14 protein-coding genes are annotated in these 15,645 nt (G+C 68.2%); 7 read left to right on the plus strand and 7 right to left on the minus strand.

Annotated features, from left to right (window positions below; all coding sequences use genetic code 11):
- Positions 1-308: 308 nt before the first annotated feature.
- Positions 309-683: a DUF4124 domain-containing protein gene (locus AC5P8Z_RS16165; protein WP_495229507.1), complete on the minus strand. Its 375-nt coding sequence runs from the start codon at positions 681-683 to the stop codon at positions 309-311.
- Positions 684-763: 80 nt separating this feature from the next.
- On the opposite strand from AC5P8Z_RS16165, the gene pssA reads away from it, so the two are divergent.
- The 3 genes from pssA to rimI are packed head-to-tail and all read left to right on the plus strand — an operon-like array spanning position 764 to position 2,537.
- The gene (gene pssA / locus AC5P8Z_RS16170; RefSeq protein WP_046983850.1) at positions 764-1,540 is read left to right on the plus strand and encodes a CDP-diacylglycerol--serine O-phosphatidyltransferase; all 777 of its coding nucleotides are present in this window, start codon (positions 764-766) and stop codon (positions 1,538-1,540) included.
- Positions 1,537-2,043: a hypothetical protein gene (locus AC5P8Z_RS16175; protein WP_495229508.1), complete on the plus strand. Its 507-nt coding sequence runs from the start codon at positions 1,537-1,539 to the stop codon at positions 2,041-2,043. Before pssA ends, AC5P8Z_RS16175 begins: the two co-directional genes overlap by 4 nt.
- Entirely contained in the window at positions 2,040-2,537 is a 498-nt protein-coding gene (gene rimI / locus AC5P8Z_RS16180) for a ribosomal protein S18-alanine N-acetyltransferase (protein WP_495229509.1), read from the plus strand. Before AC5P8Z_RS16175 ends, rimI begins: the two co-directional genes overlap by 4 nt.
- A 96-nt stretch (positions 2,538-2,633) precedes the next feature.
- On the opposite strand, the gene AC5P8Z_RS16185 is transcribed toward rimI, so the two are convergent.
- The 4 genes from AC5P8Z_RS16185 to AC5P8Z_RS16200 all read right to left on the minus strand — a co-directional run bounded on the left by AC5P8Z_RS16185 (position 2,634) and on the right by AC5P8Z_RS16200 (position 8,478).
- Entirely contained in the window at positions 2,634-3,455 is an 822-nt protein-coding gene (locus tag AC5P8Z_RS16185; protein ID WP_495229510.1) for an EamA family transporter, read from the minus strand.
- 135 nt (positions 3,456-3,590) lie between these two features.
- Positions 3,591-6,419, minus strand: coding sequence for a valine--tRNA ligase (locus AC5P8Z_RS16190; protein ID WP_495229511.1), 2,829 nt, complete (start codon positions 6,417-6,419; stop codon positions 3,591-3,593).
- A 72-nt stretch (positions 6,420-6,491) separates the two neighbouring features.
- Entirely contained in the window at positions 6,492-6,917 is a 426-nt protein-coding gene (locus AC5P8Z_RS16195) for a DNA polymerase III subunit chi (RefSeq protein WP_014645876.1), read from the minus strand.
- Between the two features lie 82 nt (positions 6,918-6,999).
- The gene (locus AC5P8Z_RS16200; RefSeq protein WP_286070898.1) at positions 7,000-8,478 is read right to left on the minus strand and encodes a leucyl aminopeptidase; all 1,479 of its coding nucleotides are present in this window, start codon (positions 8,476-8,478) and stop codon (positions 7,000-7,002) included.
- A 104-nt stretch (positions 8,479-8,582) separates the two neighbouring features.
- On the opposite strand from AC5P8Z_RS16200, the gene lptF reads away from it, so the two are divergent.
- Positions 8,583-9,665 (plus strand): LPS export ABC transporter permease LptF, encoded by a 1,083-nt coding sequence (gene lptF, locus AC5P8Z_RS16205; protein WP_495229512.1) that lies wholly within the window; start codon positions 8,583-8,585, stop codon positions 9,663-9,665.
- Positions 9,662-10,768, plus strand: a complete 1,107-nt coding sequence (gene lptG / locus AC5P8Z_RS16210) for an LPS export ABC transporter permease LptG (RefSeq protein WP_286070900.1) — start codon at positions 9,662-9,664, stop codon at positions 10,766-10,768. The genes lptF and lptG overlap by 4 nt, the downstream gene beginning before the upstream one ends.
- Positions 10,769-10,885: 117 nt before the next feature.
- On the opposite strand, the gene AC5P8Z_RS16215 is transcribed toward lptG, so the two are convergent.
- Positions 10,886-11,377: an RDD family protein gene (locus AC5P8Z_RS16215; protein ID WP_495229513.1), complete on the minus strand. Its 492-nt coding sequence runs from the start codon at positions 11,375-11,377 to the stop codon at positions 10,886-10,888.
- Positions 11,378-11,433: 56 nt separating this feature from the next.
- On the opposite strand from AC5P8Z_RS16215, the gene xerD reads away from it, so the two are divergent.
- Both xerD and AC5P8Z_RS16225 read left to right on the plus strand, forming a co-directional pair.
- Entirely contained in the window at positions 11,434-12,411 is a 978-nt protein-coding gene (gene xerD, locus AC5P8Z_RS16220; protein ID WP_495229514.1) for a site-specific tyrosine recombinase XerD, read from the plus strand.
- A 100-nt stretch (positions 12,412-12,511) separates the two neighbouring features.
- Positions 12,512-13,297 (plus strand): DsbC family protein, encoded by a 786-nt coding sequence (locus tag AC5P8Z_RS16225; protein WP_295568189.1) that lies wholly within the window; start codon positions 12,512-12,514, stop codon positions 13,295-13,297.
- 122 nt (positions 13,298-13,419) lie between these two features.
- Here the strand turns inward: AC5P8Z_RS16225 and AC5P8Z_RS16230 are convergent, their stop codons facing one another.
- Positions 13,420-15,519: a glycosyl hydrolase family 18 protein gene (locus AC5P8Z_RS16230; protein ID WP_495229515.1), complete on the minus strand. Its 2,100-nt coding sequence runs from the start codon at positions 15,517-15,519 to the stop codon at positions 13,420-13,422.
- Positions 15,520-15,645 lie beyond the last annotated feature (126 nt).

Consider the following 15,645-nt stretch of genomic DNA (forward strand, 5'->3'; position numbering starts at 1 on the left):
CATTGGGGTCGGATCCGTTTTCCGGAGGAAAACGGATCTGACCCCGGATTCAATTCGATATCCGACAGATTTCATCCACGCATGGCGTGGATCTACCACCGTCACCAGGAACCTGTCAGGGGCGGGGCGGTGTGGGTTGGCAGGACCGTTGGCGCCATGGATGGCGCCATCGAGCCCCCAAGGATGGGTTTACGGCGTGTCCTGCCAGCCCACACCGCCCCGCCAAACCAGTAGAAAACCAGAGCCGCTTTGGCATTTGACGTTGCCGTTGCTTGATGCGGGTGCAGGGCGCAGCCCTGCCGATACCCTCACTCCGCCGGGCAGTACGCCTTGATGGCAGCTTCCGCCAATCCCTTCTGCGCGCTGCGCTGTTCCGGAGTCAACGCGGTATCGGCCTTGCCGTCGCCATCGGTGTCCTGCATCACCTGGCCGGGCCTTTCCAGCAGGGCCAGGTTGGCACGGGCGGTGCTGCACGGCGCCGGCACGGGTGAGGCCGGGGCTTCGGCGCTGGCCGCGGCCTGCGGGCTGCGGGCCTGCTCGCGGGTCTCGAATTTCCTGCCGGCCGGCGGGGTCTCCGAGTACTGGGTCACGCCATTGGCGTCCTTCCATTTATAGACCGGGCCAGCCACGACGTTGGCACTGGCCAACAGCAGCAGGCCTCCAAGGCAGGACAGGGCACGCATGGCAGACTCCACGGAATGGGCGTAGAACGCCGATTGCAGCATTGGCGCCGAGCACTGGCAAGTCGATTAAACTGGATTCCATGGACCCGATCACACCGCCGCCGCGTTCGCGCACGATTTACCTGCTGCCCAACCTGTTCACCACTGCTGGCCTGTTCGCCGGCTTCTACGCGATCATCGCCGCGGCCAACGGGGATTTCGTCAATGCCAGCATCGCCGTGTTCGTGGCGGCGGTGATGGATGGCCTGGACGGGCGCGTGGCGCGCCTGACCGGTACCAGCAGCGAATTCGGCGTGCAGTACGACTCGCTGGCCGACCTGGTCAGCTTCGGCATGGCCCCGGCGCTGGTGATGTACCACTGGTCGCTGTCGTGGCTGAAGTTCGATGACCCGCTGCTCGGCCGCGTCGGCTGGGCCGTGGCGTTCCTGTATGCCGCGTGCGCGGCACTGCGCCTGGCCCGCTTCAACACCCAGGTGGCGGTGGTCGACAAGCGCTGGTTCGTCGGCCTGGCCAGCCCGGCTGCGGCCGGCCTGATGATGTCCTTCGTCTGGGCCTTCGCCGATGGCAACCTCGGCTGGGACGGCAACCAGCTGCGCTATGTGGCGCTGGCAGTGACGATCGTCGCGGCGTTGCTGATGGTCAGCCGTATCCGCTTCTGGAGCTTCAAGGGCGGTGCTGCCAAGGGGGGGCGTTCGGACCGTGTGCCGTTCCTGGTGCTGGCACTGGTACCGGTGGCGATCGCCATCGCGGTCATTGATCTGCCGCGCGTGCTGTTCGCGGTGGGCATCCTGTACGCCTTGTCCGGCCCGGTGATGTGGGCCGTGCAGCGCCTGCGCAAGAAGCCCGAGGCCGCGTGAGCGGGGACCTGCCCGAGTTGTGGTCACCGGCCCAGCAGGCCTGGCTGCAGGCCATGGGCTACACCGTGTATCACGACGGCCAGCTGGCCGCCGAACTGGATGCCGCGCTGCAGCTGAGTGTGGCCGAGGCCGAGGCGGCAGCAGCGGTGACGGAGCCGCTGCAGGCGCGCACTGCTCCCGCGCGCGATCACGCGTCCGAAGCCGCACCGACCCCGCGCCAGGAACGCCCGGCGCCGCCGCGTCGCGAGACCCCGGTCACTGCACCGGATACCGCGCCGGCACCGGCCCGGCCGCTGCCGGGTGGCACTGCCCGGCAACCGGTGGTGCGGCTGCCGGATCGCCTGCAGATCGCGCTGCTGCGTGCCTCCGGCTGCAACCCCAACGATCCGGCCACGCAGGCGCTGATGGACAGCTGGCCGCTGGACCAGCTGCGCCAGGACCCGGCGGCCAAGCGCGCGCTGTGGCCGCAGCTGCGGGCCCTGCGCAAGCGGGGCGGCGCATGAGCGCGGTCAGCCAGTCCGGCCCGGTCAGCCTGCGCGCACTGCGCGAGAGCGACCTCAATGCGGTGATGGCGATCGAAGTGCGCGGGTATCCGTTCCCATGGACCCGCGGCATCTTCGTCGACTGCCTGCGTGCCGGTTATCCCGGCCTGGCGATGGAGCGCGATGGCCAGCTGATCGGCTATGGCGTGCTCAGCATCGCTGCCGACGAGGCCCATGTGCTGAACATCTGCATTGATCCGATCACGCAGTCGCGTGGCCTCGGGCGGCAACTGCTGCGGGCGCTGGTACAGCTGGCCGGTGACCGTGGCGCGCAGCGCGTGTTCCTGGAAGTGCGTCCGTCCAATGCGTCGGCGCTGGCGCTGTACCACAGCGAAGGCTTCAACGAGATCGGCCGTCGCCCGCGTTACTACCCGGCCGCACAGGGCCGCGAAGATGCGCTGGTGATGGCGATCGAGCTGGTTGACGGCGACCTGCAGACGATGCCACCGCTGTAACGGAGAAGGGCGGCCGGCCAGCGGTCGGCACTACCGCGCTCGCCGGGCGCGCCCCAGCCCTGCCGGCGGCGGCCCACCTTGGTTGGCACGCACTGCTCACGCCAGCCGCAGCGCCAATACACCGCCGACGATGAGCGCCGCCGCCAGCCACCGCGCACGCGGAATGCGCTCGCGCAGCAGGAACACCGAGATCAGCAGCGCGAACAGGATCGAAGACTCACGCAGCGCGGAGACCATCGCCACCGGCGCCTGGGTCACCGCCCACAACGCCATCGCATAGGACGCCGTGGTGCCGACACCACCGGCCAGACCGAGAGGCCAATGCTGCCGCGCATAGGCCAGTACCGCGCCGCGCCGGGTGTACAGCGCCCACAATGGCAGGGGAATGCCCGATAGCAGGAACAGCCACAGCGTGTAGCTGAGCGCACTGCCGGACTGGCGCGCACCCTGTGCATCGACCAGGGTGTAGGTGGCGATCATCGCCGCGGTCAGCAGTGGCAGGCGCAGTTGGCCGCCACGTGCACCCAGTGCCATGCACAGGATGCCGGTGCTCACCAGCACCACGCCCAGCCACGCGGCAGGTGGCAGTGGTTCGCCCAGCAGGGTGCCGGCCAGCGCAACCAGGATCGGCGCGCTGCCACGCATCAGGGGATAGGCCAGGCTCATGTCGACCTGCTGGTAGCAGCGTGCGACCAGGCCGTAGTACGTCACCTGCAGCAGCACCGACACGCCCAGCCAGGGCCAGCTGGGCGCGGCCGGAAAGGGCAGGAAGGGCAGGGCGGCAGCAGACAGCAGCGCGGCGCTGCCGGTGACCAGTACGGTGCCGAGCAGCTTGTCCGGCCCGCGCTTGACGATTGCATTCCAGCTGGCATGCAGTGCGGCCGCCGCGAGGACGAGCAGGAAGATGGAAAGAGGCATCGGACGATGATGCCATGCCGGGGAAATGCAAACGCCGGGCCTTGCCCGGCGCTTCCGATTCCGCATCGCTAGATGCCAACCTGGGTTGGCACATTGCATTGGTGCGGACCGAGGTCCGCACTCACCCGCGCGGTGTTACAGCTTCGCGCGCTGTTCGCGCAGACCCGCCAGCTGGATATTCCAGTCGGCCAGGCGCACGCGTTCCTGCTCGACCACTGCCGGCGGCACTTTGTCGGTGAATTTGGCCAGCTTGCTCTCGCTCTTTTCCTTTTCGGCGTCGACGCGGGCGATTTCCTTGTCCAGGCGCACGCGCTCGGCATCGAGATCGACCAGTCCTTCCAGCGGCACCAGCAGCTTCAGTTCGCCGACGATCGCGGCGGCGGCCGGCGGTGCGCTTTCGCCTTCGGCCAGCCACTGGATGCTGCCCAGCTTCAGCAGGAACGACAGCGAGGCACTGAAGCGCTCGATGCGCACGCGGTCCTGCGCCAGCCCGGCCTGCAGACGCAGCGGCACCAGCTTGGACGGAGCGACGTTCAGTTCGCTGCGCACGCGGCGCACCGCGCTGATCACTGCCTTCAGCCATTCCACGTCGGCCTCGGCCTGGGCGAAATCGCCTTCGAACTCGCCGGCGGTCGGGTACGGACGCAGCGACAGCGTCGTTTCGGCCAGGCCCAGGCGCGGGGCCAGCTGCTGCCACAGCTGTTCGGTGATGAACGGGGTCAGCGGGTGCAGCAGGCGCAGCAGCGCTTCCAGCACGTACAGCAGGGTGTGACGGGTGCTCTCGGCGTCGGCGGCGTCGGCACCGTTCAGCGCCGGCTTGCTCAGTTCCAGGAACCAGTCGCAGAACGCGTTCCAGGCGAACTCGTACAGGCACTGCGCCAGCAGGTCGAAGCGATAGGCGGCGAAATGACCCTGCGCTTCGGCGGTGGTGGCGGCCAGTCGCGCGAGGATCCAGCGCTCGGCATCGGTGCGCGGCCTGGGCACGCCGGTGAACGCCGCGCCTTCGGTGTTCATCAGCGCGAAGCGGCTGGCGTTCCACAGCTTGTTGCAGAAGTTCTTGTAGCCTTCCGCGCGGTTCATGTCGAACTTGATGTCGCGGCCGTGGGTGGCCAGCGCCGCGATGGTGAAGCGCAACGCGTCGGCACCGTGGGCGGCGATGCCGTCCGGGAATTCCTTGCGGGTGGCCTTCTCGATCTTCTCCACCATCTTCGGCTGCATCAGGCCGCCGGTGCGCTTGGCGACCAGGTCGTCGATGGTGATGCCGTCGATGATGTCCAGCGGGTCGAGCACGTTGCCCTTGCTCTTGGACATCTTCTGGCCCTGGCCGTCGCGGATCAGGCCGGTGAAGTAGACGTCCTTGAACGGGATCTTCCCGACCAGGTTGTCGGTGGCCATGATCATGCGCGCCACCCAGAAGAAGATGATGTCGAAGCCGGTGATCAGCACCGACGACGGCAGGTAGCGGTCGAAGCCACGCTCGGCCATGGCCTGCTCGTTCGGCCAGCCCAGGGTGGAGAACGGCCACAGCTGCGAGGAGAACCAGGTCTCCAGCACGTCGCTTTCCTGGTTCAGCACCACGTCGCTGCCGAGGTTGTTCTTTGCCCGCACTTCCTCTTCGCTGCGACCGACGTAGCAGCTGCCGGTGGCTTCGTCGAACCACGCCGGGATGCGGTGGCCCCACCACAGCTGGCGGCTGATGCACCAGTCCTGGATGTTGTTCATCCAGTGGCGGTAGGTGTTGATCCAGTTCGGTGGCACGAAGGCGATGGTTCCGTCTTCGACCAGTTCCAGGCCGCGCTTGGCCAGGTCGTCCATCTTCACGAACCACTGGTCGGTCAGGTACGGCTCGATCACCTGGCCGGTACGGTCGCCGCGCGGCACCTGCAGCTTGTGCGCGCGGGTCTCGACCAGGATGCCCAGGTCTTCCAGCTCGGCCAGCACGGCCTTGCGCGCGGCGTAGCGGTCCAGGCCCTGGAAGCGTTCCGGCGCATTTTCATTCAGCGCTGCCACCGGGGTGAACAGGTTGATCATTGGCAGGCTGTGGCGCACGCCCACTTCATAGTCATTGAAATCATGCGCCGGGGTGACCTTGACCACGCCGGTGCCGAACGCGCGGTCCACGTAGTCATCGGCGATCACTGGCACGCGGCGGCCGGTCAACGGCAGCACCACGCTCTTGCCGATCAGGTGGGCGTAGCGTTCATCGTCCGGGTGCACCATCACCGCGGTATCGCCCAGCAGGGTTTCCGGGCGGGTGGTGGCGACCACCAGGTAGTCGCGGGTTTCGCGCAGGGTTTCCACGCCGTCGGCATCGCGCTCGACGTGCTCGTAGCTCAGGCCGTCATCCAGCGTGTAGGCGATCGACCACAGGAAGCCATCTTCCTCGGCGCTCTCCACTTCCAGGTCGGAAATGGCGGTCTTCAGCACCGGGTCCCAGTTGACCAGGCGCTGGCCGCGGTAGATCAGGCCCTGCTCGTACCAGCGCACGAAGGCTTCGTTCACCGCAGCCGACGGCTGCGGGTCCATGGTGAAGGTGCTGCGCGACCAGTCGGCCGAGGTGCCGAGGCGGCGCATCTGGCGCTCGATGGTGTCGCCGGACTGCTGCTTCCACTCCCAGACCTTGCCGATGAAGCCCTCGCGGCCCAGCGAATCGCGGGTCTCGCCCTTGCCTTCCAGCGCCAGGTTGCGGCTGACCACCATTTCGGTGGCGATGCCGGCGTGGTCGGTACCGACCTGCCACAGCGTGTCGTAGCCGCGCATGCGGTGGTAGCGCACCAGCGCATCCATCAGCGTCTGCTGGAACGCATGGCCCATGTGCAGGGTGCCGGTCACGTTCGGCGGCGGCAGCAGGATGGTGTACGGCTCGCCCGTGCCGGACGGCTTGAAGTGGCCGGCCTTCTCCCAGGCCTCGTAGAGGTCGGTCTCGAAGGACTTCGGGTCGTAGCTGGAGGCGAGTTGGGTCATGCGGGGGAACCAGGAGGTAATCGTTGAAGGATCAGGGCGCGGCGGCGGCCGCTCAAGGGGGCCGGTGCGCGCTTACATGTCGTGCTTGTTCAGGTCGTAACCGGCGGCCTTGTACTGGCGCCAGCGTTCGCGCAGCGGTTCGCGCGCTTCCGGATCGGCCGGGACCACTTCCAGCACGCGTTCGCACTGGCCCAGCCAGGGTTCATCGCGCAGGTTGATCACCAGCGGGCGTGCCGGCGCGTCGGTTCCGGGTACGGCGATCAGTACCAGGGCCTCTTCCTCGTCCATGTCTTCGCCGGCGATCTGGTGCGGGATGTAGGCATCGTTGTCGAATGCCCACAGCAGCTCGTCCAGCTCTTCGGCCTGGGCCTGGTCGCGGGCCAGCACCAGGGTGAACAGCCCGGCGTCGTTGGCCTTGCGCGCCAGCTCGCAGACCAGGCGCAGCGGCTCGGTCAGGAAGCGGGGCTTGGCGATCAGGTAGAAGTCGGCGCGGGGCATGGCAGGGTCCGGGTCAGGCAGGGGCCCGGCATTGCCGGGCGAGGCCCTGGCCGGCAGAGGCCGGCCAGGGTCGGGTACGGCATCAGGCGCGGGCGACCTGGTCCAGCAGCCACTGGCTCAGCAGGCCGACCGGGCGGCCGGTGGCCATGCCACGCTTGCCTTCATCGCTGGCGACGCCGGCGATGTCCAGGTGGGCCCAGCGCTGGCCTTCGGCGAAGCGCGACAGGAAGCAGCCGGCGGTGATCGCACCGGCCCAACGGCCGCCGATGTTGTAGACGTCGGCGAAGGTCGAATCCAGCATCGGCTGGTACTCGTCCCACAGCGGCAGGCGCCAGGCGCGGTCGAACACGTGCTCGCCGGCGGCCAGCAGCTCGTTGGCCAGGTCGTCGTGCTTGCTCATCAGGCCGGCGGTCTGGTGGCCCAGGGCCACCATGCAGGCACCGGTCAGGGTGGCGACGTCGACCAGCGCGGCCGGCTCGAAGCGCTGTGCGTAGGTCAGCGCGTCGCACAGGATCAGGCGGCCTTCGGCGTCGGTATTGCCCACTTCGATGGTCTTGCCCGACATCGAGGTGATCACGTCGGACGGACGATAGGCATTGCCATCGATGGCGTTTTCAACGGCCGGCACCACCACGACGAGGTTCAGCGGCAGCTTGGCCTTCACGGCAGCAACGAAGGTGCCGATGACGTTGGCGCCACCGCACATGTCGTACTTCATCTCCTCGATGCCGCCCTGGGTCTTCAGGTTGACGCCACCGGTATCGAAGGTGATGCCCTTGCCGACCAGCACATAGGGCTTGGCGTCGCCTGCACCGGTCCACTTCAGCACCACCAGGCGCGGGCGGTTGGCCGAGCCACGGGCCACGGCCAGCAGCGAGCCCATGCCCAGCGCTTCCATCTGGTGCTCGTCGAGGATCTCGGCTTCGGCACCCTCGTGCTCGCCGGCGAACTTCACGCCCACCTCGGCCAGGTAGGCCGGGGTGCAGTAGTTGGGCGGCAGGTTGCCCAGCTCGCGGGCGAACTCCACGCCGGCGGCGATGGCCTGGCCCTGGGCCAGCGCCTGCGCATCGTCACCGGCGATGGCCAGCTGCGCCAGGCCGGCGTCGTCGGCCTTCTTCTTGCCCAGCGTGGCGGTGTAGCGGTAGGCGGCGTGATCGGCGGCGATCACCGCCTGGCGGATCGCCCAGGCCGCGTCGCGGTCCTTGATGGCCACTTCGGACAGGGTGAACAGTGCGCTGCGGGTAGCACCGGCCTTCAGCGCGCGCACGGCGTCGCCGATGGCCTTCAGGTACTGCGGCACGCCGAAGCGGGCGGCCTCGCCCAGGCCGACCACCAGCACGCGTGGGGCAGTCACGCCCGGCAGGTCGTGCAGCAGGGTGGTGGCACCGGTCTTGCCGGACAGGTCGCCGCGCTGGGCCAGCGAGGCCAGGCGGCCGCCGCTGGCGGCGTCCAGGGCCTGCGCGGCCGGGGTCAGGCTGTGGTCGGCATAGGCGCCGACCACTAGGCAGTCAACGGTGGCGGCAGCCGGCGCGAGGTGGTTCAGGGTGAATTCGAGGGCCATTGAGCAGATTCCATTGGCGAGTCCGTACAATCGCAGGCCGTTTACGCCCAGACAGTAGACTGGGCGGCACCGCGAACGAACCCCAGAGTTTAAACCACCGCCCCATGCTGAAGCTCGACCGATACCTGCTGGGCGATTTCGTCCAGAGTTTCCTGGCTACCCTGATCGTCCTGCTGGTGGTCAGCGTGGGCGGCGTGCTGGTGGACATCCTCGGCAACATCGCCGACGGGCGCCTGCCGGCCAAGCTGCTGTTCTCCCAGTTGGGCCTGCAGTTCATCGCCTACCTGCCGCTGATCCTGCCGCTGGCCCTGATGCTGGGCCTGCTGCTGGCCATCGCCCGCCTGTACCGTGACTCGGAAATGGCGGTCATCACCGCCATTGGCGTGGGCCCCAAGCGCCTGCTGCGGCCGCTGCTGATGCTGGTGGTGCCGGTGGTGCTGCTGGTCGGCGCCTGCTCGCTGTGGCTGGGCCCGTGGGCCGGCCGGGTGGCCGAGCAGATGATCATCGAGGCCAACCGCAGCGTGCTGATGGCCGGGCTGGAACCGGGGCGGTTCACCCCGCTGCCCAATGGCGGCGTGGTCTACCTGTCCTCGATCTCGCCCGATGGCACCCAGCTGGGCAAGGTGTTCCTGCAGCGCCAGAAGGATGACCGCCTGGAAGTGGTGTCCGCCAATGGCGGCCGCATGTTCTTCGAGGGCACCCGCCAGCGTTTCCTGGAGCTGGATGACGGTCACCAGGTGGAAGGGCCGGTGGCCGGTGGGCTGGATTACCGCCTGGCCACCTTTGCCCGCAACGACGTGGCCCTGCCTGATGGCGCCCAGACACGTACCGAGGATGACCCGGAACTGATGCCGACCCTGAAGCTGATCGGTGACGAGCGCCCGCAGGCGCAGGCGCAGCTGCACCGCCGCCTGGCCCCGCCGCTGATCGCGCTGGCGTTTGCGCTGCTGACCGTGCCGCTGGGCCGCAGCTCGCCGCGCCAGCAGCGCTACGGCCGCATGATGCTGGCGTTGATGGCCTATATGGTGGGTACCAACCTGATGTTCATCGGCAGTGGCTGGATCGCCAACGGCAGGATTCCGCCCGCGCTCGGCCTGTGGTGGCTGACCTTGCCGCTGCTGGCGCTGGCAATCTGGATGTATGCACGTGATGGCCGCCTGGGCCGCCCGAAGGGAGCCCGCGCATGAGGCTGCGCCCGATGCGTTTCGACCTGTACCTGGGCCGGTCGGTGTTCACCACGGTGCTGCTGACCTGGGCCGTGCTGGTCGGCCTGGACGTGGTGATGGCGTTCTCCGGCGAGTTCAAGGACATCGGCAAGAACGGCTACACCCTGGGCCATGCCGCCGCGTGGGTGCTGTACACGGTGCCGCGCCGCGCCTACACCATGTTCCCGACCGCCGCGGTGATCGGTGCGCTGATGGGCCTGGGCCAGCTGGCTGCCACCTCCGAGCTGACCGCACTGCGCGCGCTGGGCCTGTCGCGCAAGCGCCTGAGCGTGTCGGTGGCGATCGCGCTGTCGTTGCTGACCGCAGTGATGGTGCTCAGTGCCGAGACGCTGGGTCCCTGGGGCCAGGATCGCGCCGATGCGCTGAAGTCCAGCGCCAAGTGGGGGCGGGACATCGCCACCAGCCGCTACTCCGGGTTGTGGGCACGCGAAGGCGACACCTTCCTCAATGCGCAAAGCGGCGAAGAGCAGCTGGTCGGCGACAAGGGCACGCGTCTGATCCTGCGCGACGTGCGCCTGTACCGCGTTGCCGAGGACGGCACGATCGCCTCGCTGACCCATGCCGACACCGCCGAGCATGACAAGGACGGCTGGGTGCTGACCGGCGTGCGCCGCGACACCTTCGGCGAGCGCTCGGCGAGCCGCCAGGAAGTGGCACGCGAACCGTGGAACTCGAAGCTGGATGCGGCGGCGCTGGCTACCGGCATTGCCAAGCCGCGCAACCTCAGCGTGGCCGAGCTGAGCACCAGCATTGCCTACCGCGAACGCAACGGGCTGGATGCGCGCGATTTCGAGGATGTGTACTGGAGCCGCTGGTTCTACCCGGTGAATGTGCTGGCGCTGTGCCTGGCGGCGGTGCCGTTCGCGTTCGGCTCGCTGCGCAGCGGCGGCATGGGCAAGCGCTTGTTCCTGGGCATCCTGTTCGCGCTGGGCTTCTGGCTGCTGCAGCTGTTCTTCGGCCGCATGGCAGGTGCGCTGAAATTCGATTACCGCATTGCCTATGCGTTGCCGCCGATCGTGATGCTGGCGGTATCCGGGCTGCTGTTCCGGCGCAAATCGGGCTGATCCTGGTTGTTGTAGAGCCGAGCCCATGCTCGGCTGTTTTGCGTGCACCGCCCGCCAGCCGAGCGTGGGCTCGGCTCTACACAAGCGCTGCGCAGGATCGGATTGAAGGGTGACGCATCACCGCTTCGGCATCCGCAGCAGGCGGGTGCCGCTGACACGGTCATGCCAGGTCAGGCGCTCGCGGTCGACCAGGGCCCACCAGAATCCCAGGCCGCCCAGCAGCAGTGACAACGTGCCCACGGCGAAACGCAGCCAAAGCTGTGCGCGTCGCAAGGGCGAGCCATCGCTCGATTCCAGCTTCAACCGCCATGGCCGCATGCCCAGTGTCTGCCCACCACGGCGCCAGCTGGCCGTGGCGTACCACCCTGTGATCACCCAGCACACCGCCCACAGCAGCCACTGCCAGGCGCTGAACGGCGCGATGTTCTCGCGCTGGGCGTGGCCGCTGAAGGTGTAGGCCAGGGTGAACAGGGTGCCGGCCAGCATCCACAGCGCCAGCACCGGCAGTGCGTCGTAGACCATCGCCAGCGCGCGCCACAGCAGCAATGCGCGCGGGCGGGATGTTTCGGTGGCGGCCGCAGGGGCCGTATCAATGGCGGGGCGGGACATGCGCCGAGCATACGCAAAGCTGGCCGCGCCCGCAGTGGCCCTCGTATCCTGCACGCATGGCCTCTGTTTCCACCCCCGCCGAACGCCGCCAGCTGGTGCAGCAACTGCCCCAGCTGCGCGCCGATGACAGCGTGCGCATCCAGCGCTTCCTCGATGCGATCTGGGCCGAGAACGGCCTGGCCCGTGCCACCCTCGACAGCTACCGGCGCGACCTGGAAGGGTTGGCACGCTGGATGGATGGGCGCGACGGTGGCCTGGCCGGCATCGAGCGTCCCGGCCTGTTCGACTATCTGGCCTGGCGCACCCGCCACGGCTGGTCACCGCGCAGCAATGCGCGCCTGTTGTCGGCCCTGCGCGCGTTCTTTGCCGACGGCGTGCGCCGGGGCGAGCGCAGCGAGGACCCCAGCGCGCTGCTGGATCCGCCCAAGCTGCCACGGCTGTTGCCCAAGGCGCTGGCCGAAAGCCAGATCGATGCGCTGCTGGCCGCGCCGGACGTCGACAGCCCGCTGGGCCTGCGCGATCGGGCCATGCTGGAACTGATGTACGCCGCCGGCCTGCGCGTGAGCGAACTGGTGCTGCTGCCGGCCACTGCGGTCAACCTGCGCCAGGGCGTGCTGCGGGTGACCGGCAAGGGCAGCAAGGAGCGGCTGGTGCCGCTGGGCGAAGAGTCGCAACACTGGCTGGAGCGTTACCTGCAGCAGTCTCGGCCGCAGCTGGTCGGCAAAGGCAAGGTGCACGCGCTGGCGGACGGGCAGACACCGTTGTTCGTTGAGCCGACGCTGCACGCGTTGACCCGCCAGGCGTTCTGGCACCTGGTCAAGCGCCATGCGCAGGTGGCCGGCATCGACCCGGTGCGGATCAGCCCGCATGGCCTGCGCCACAGCTTCGCCACGCACCTGCTCAATCGTGGCGCCGATCTGCGCGCGCTGCAGATGCTGCTTGGCCACAGCTCGTTGTCGACCACCCAGATCTACACCCTGGTGGCGCGCGAGCACCTGCAGAAACTGCACGCCCGGCATCACCCGCGCGGTTGAGCGGTGGCCTGAACCCTGGCCCCGGGCGGTGCGCGGCGTCGCGGCCCGGTGCCGGTGGCTGTGTCAAAATCCGGGGTCTTCTTCTGCCGCGGATCGTTCCATGCTCCGATTTGCCATCGCCGCCGTGTTCGGCGCGCTCAGCCTGACGGCCTGTGCCCAGCCCGCGCCGCCGGCCGCCAAGGCTCCTGCCACCGCTGCGGCCAAGGCCAGCCCGGCCACCACCGCGTCAGCCGACCAGGCCGTGCGTGCCGCGCTGACCGCGCTCAATCCTGGTTTCAAGGTGGATTACATCGGTGCCGCGCCGTTCCCCGGCTTCCGCGAGGTCGTCGTGTCCGGCCAGCTGCTGTACGTGTCCGATGACGGCCGCTATCTGTTCCAGTCGCAGCCGTATGACACCCGCGCCAAGGGCCCGGCCAACAGCGAAGGCCTGCTCGGCTACCGCCGCGATCTGCTGGCCAAGGCCAACCATGGCGACCGTATCGTGTTTGCCGCGCCGAACGCCAAGTACACCATCAGCGTGTTCACCGACATCGAATGCGGTTACTGCCGCAAGCTGCACCAGGACATCGCCGAGCTCAACCGCAACGGTATCTCCGTCGAGTACCTGGCATTCCCGCGCATGGGCCTGGGCAGCAAGGACTACACCGACATGATCTCTGTCTGGTGTGCGGCTGATCGTCGCCAGGCGCTGACCAACGCCAAGCGCGGTGGCAGCGTGCCGGCCAAGAACTGCACCAACCCGGTGGCGATGCAGTACGCACTGGGCCAGCAGCTGGGCGTGAACGGCACGCCGGCGATCTTCGCGCCGGATGGCACCCAGCTGGGCGGCTACCTGCCGCCGGCACAGCTGCGTGCAGCGCTGGAAAAACTGTCCGCCAAGCGCTGACCGTCGCAGGTCATTCGCTGTAGAGCCGAGCCCATGCTCGGCTGTGGGAACATCAGCCGAGCATGGGCTCGGCTCTACAGATTCGAGGCCGGGGATGCGTGTCGCATCCCCGACGTTCTTCCTTACTTCAGGCCATCACTGACCGCCTTGGTCAGCGTGCCCTGCGCATCGTCACCACTGAACTCCCAGACAAACGCGCCGCCCAGGCCCTGGGTCTTCACATAGCCCATCTTGCGGGTGATGTTGGCCGGAGTATCGAAGCTCCACAGCGTGCTGCCGTTGTAGATCCAGGTGGCACCGGCGGTGTTGTCGGTGTAGCCCGGCCACGCCAGGTTCTTCAGCACCTTCCAGTCTTCGATGCCGGCCTCGTAGGTACCCGGGGCGGCGCCGGTGGCGGTCTGGTACAGGCCGTTGTTGGCGTTGGCCACACCGGTCCAGCCACGCCCGTAATAGCCGATGCCCAGGTTGAGCTTCGCTGCCGGCACGCCACGGCTGATGAAGGCCTCGATGGCGTCGTTGCTGTTGTACAGCTTCTGGTCGCCGGTGGACGGATCATTCGGCGAATCGAACAGGGCCGACTGGTGATTGGTCTTCGCATCCCACGCGCCGTGGAAGTCGTAGGTCATCACGTTGATGTAGTCCAGGTACGGGTGGTACGCGGCCGGGTCGGTGACGCGGATCTTGTCGATGCCCGCACCCACCGCCACCGTCAGCAACAGGCCCGGACGCACTGCATCGAGCTGGCGGCGGAACTCGGCCATCAGCGCGGTGAAGTTGGCGTTGTCTTCCGGCTTGCCGCATTCGATGCCGCACGCCACCGGGTATTCCCAGTCGATGTCGATGCCGTCGAACACGCCCAGCGCGGCACCGGCGCCGCCGGCACCGTCGGTCACCGGCAGGTTGCCCTTGATGTAGGCATCGATGCACGAGGCGACGAAGGCCTGGCGGTTTTCCGGGCGTGCTGCGCTGGAGAAGCCGCGCGACCAGGTCCAGCCACCCAGCGAGATCAGCACCTTCATGCCCGGGTACTTGGCCTTGAGCTGCTTGAGCTGGTTCCAGTTGCCACGCAGCGGCTGGTCCCAGGTATCGGCGCTGCCGCTGACGCTTTCGGCGGCGCTGAAGGCCTTGGTGTAGTCGGCGAAGGCATCGCCACCGGCACCGCTGTTCGGATCCGACGGCTGGGTGATGCCCACTTCGCAGCGATTGTTGCGCACGTTGCCGAAGGCGTAGTTGATGTGGGTCAGGCGCGCGGCCGAGCCGCTGCTGTCGATGTTCTTGACCCGGTAGTTGCGGCCGTAGATGCCCCACTGGGTGAAGTAACCGATGACCCGCTTGCCCGTGGTGCCGCCGTCGCCGGCCAGCGTGGTGGCGCTGATCTCGGTGCCCTGGGCGGACGCGTTGCCGGCGTTGTCGCGGGCACGCACGCGGTAGCGATAGGTGGTGGATGCGGCCAGGCCACCATCGACGTAGCTGGCACTGGACGGCGATCCGACCAGGCTGCCATTGCGGTACACGTCATAGCCAGCGACGCCGCTGCCACCGGTGTTGTCGGTGGACGGGCTCCAGCTGAGCGCGATGCTGTTGGCGGTACGCGTGCCCACTGCCAGGCCGCCAGGCACGCTCGGTGCGGTGGTATCGCCACCGGCGGCGTTGACGGTGATGGTGATGGTCGGCGTGCTGCTGGTGGCGCTGTTGTTGTCGGTGGCCACCGCGCGCAGGGTGTGGCTGCCGGCGCTGGCATTGGCCCAGCTGGCCGCATACGGCGCACTGGTGGCGATGCCCAGCGAGGCGCCGTCGCGGAAGAATTCGACCTTGGCGACGCTGCCGTCCGGGTCGCTGGCGCTGGCGGTCACGTTGACCGTGCTGCCGGCGCTGAAGGTGGCGCCGTTGGCCGGCGAGGTCAGGCTGACCACCGGCGGCTGGTTGGTGCCGCTGCCATCGCAGGCACCGAGATTGGTGTAGTAGGGCGCACCGGCCGGATGGTCCGGCGGCGCGTTCCAGATGTCCTGGTTCGCCCGATAGAGGACGCCTCCTTTCTGCAGGGTATCGCCGGCCCGGTAGATCTTGGCCTGGTCCCACTGGGCCACCCCGGCACAGCTGGCGGCCTGCGCCAGGCCGGGCAGGGCAGCGGTACCTGCGGCCAGGGCAAGCAGCCAGGCCAGGCGGCGGGGACGACAGCTTCGGGTCGCACGTTCGGCACTGCGCACAATCGGGTCGTACATGGGTAAGTCTCCGATCAAAGGGCGCGCGGGCCCCGATGGCGCCGCGCGTGACGCAGGTCCGGGCGTCGCCAGGGAAGGCGACGGAGGGGGCGGACGGAGGTACCTGGGAGGCCGGGGAGAGAGTCC

The organism is Stenotrophomonas sp. YJH_SMC_17, from assembly GCF_059371655.1.

Excerpts from the sequence above, each read along its gene's own strand:
- AC5P8Z_RS16165 (WP_495229507.1), bottom strand. The coding sequence starts at position 683 with ATGCGTGCCCTGTCCTGCCTTGGAGGCCTGCTGCTGTTGGCCAGTGCC.
- pssA (WP_046983850.1), top strand. The coding sequence starts at position 764 with ATGGACCCGATCACACCGCCGCCGCGTTCGCGCACGATTTACCTGCTG.
- rimI (WP_495229509.1), top strand. The coding sequence starts at position 2,040 with ATGAGCGCGGTCAGCCAGTCCGGCCCGGTCAGCCTGCGCGCACTGCGC.
- AC5P8Z_RS16185 (WP_495229510.1), bottom strand. The coding sequence starts at position 3,455 with ATGCCTCTTTCCATCTTCCTGCTCGTCCTCGCGGCGGCCGCACTGCAT.
- AC5P8Z_RS16190 (WP_495229511.1), bottom strand. The coding sequence starts at position 6,419 with ATGACCCAACTCGCCTCCAGCTACGACCCGAAGTCCTTCGAGACCGAC.
- AC5P8Z_RS16195 (WP_014645876.1), bottom strand. The coding sequence starts at position 6,917 with ATGCCCCGCGCCGACTTCTACCTGATCGCCAAGCCCCGCTTCCTGACC.
- AC5P8Z_RS16200 (WP_286070898.1), bottom strand. The coding sequence starts at position 8,478 with ATGGCCCTCGAATTCACCCTGAACCACCTCGCGCCGGCTGCCGCCACC.
- lptF (WP_495229512.1), top strand. The coding sequence starts at position 8,583 with ATGCTGAAGCTCGACCGATACCTGCTGGGCGATTTCGTCCAGAGTTTC.
- lptG (WP_286070900.1), top strand. The coding sequence starts at position 9,662 with ATGAGGCTGCGCCCGATGCGTTTCGACCTGTACCTGGGCCGGTCGGTG.
- AC5P8Z_RS16215 (WP_495229513.1), bottom strand. The coding sequence starts at position 11,377 with ATGTCCCGCCCCGCCATTGATACGGCCCCTGCGGCCGCCACCGAAACA.
- xerD (WP_495229514.1), top strand. The coding sequence starts at position 11,434 with ATGGCCTCTGTTTCCACCCCCGCCGAACGCCGCCAGCTGGTGCAGCAA.
- AC5P8Z_RS16225 (WP_295568189.1), top strand. The coding sequence starts at position 12,512 with ATGCTCCGATTTGCCATCGCCGCCGTGTTCGGCGCGCTCAGCCTGACG.
- AC5P8Z_RS16230 (WP_495229515.1), bottom strand. The coding sequence starts at position 15,519 with ATGTACGACCCGATTGTGCGCAGTGCCGAACGTGCGACCCGAAGCTGT.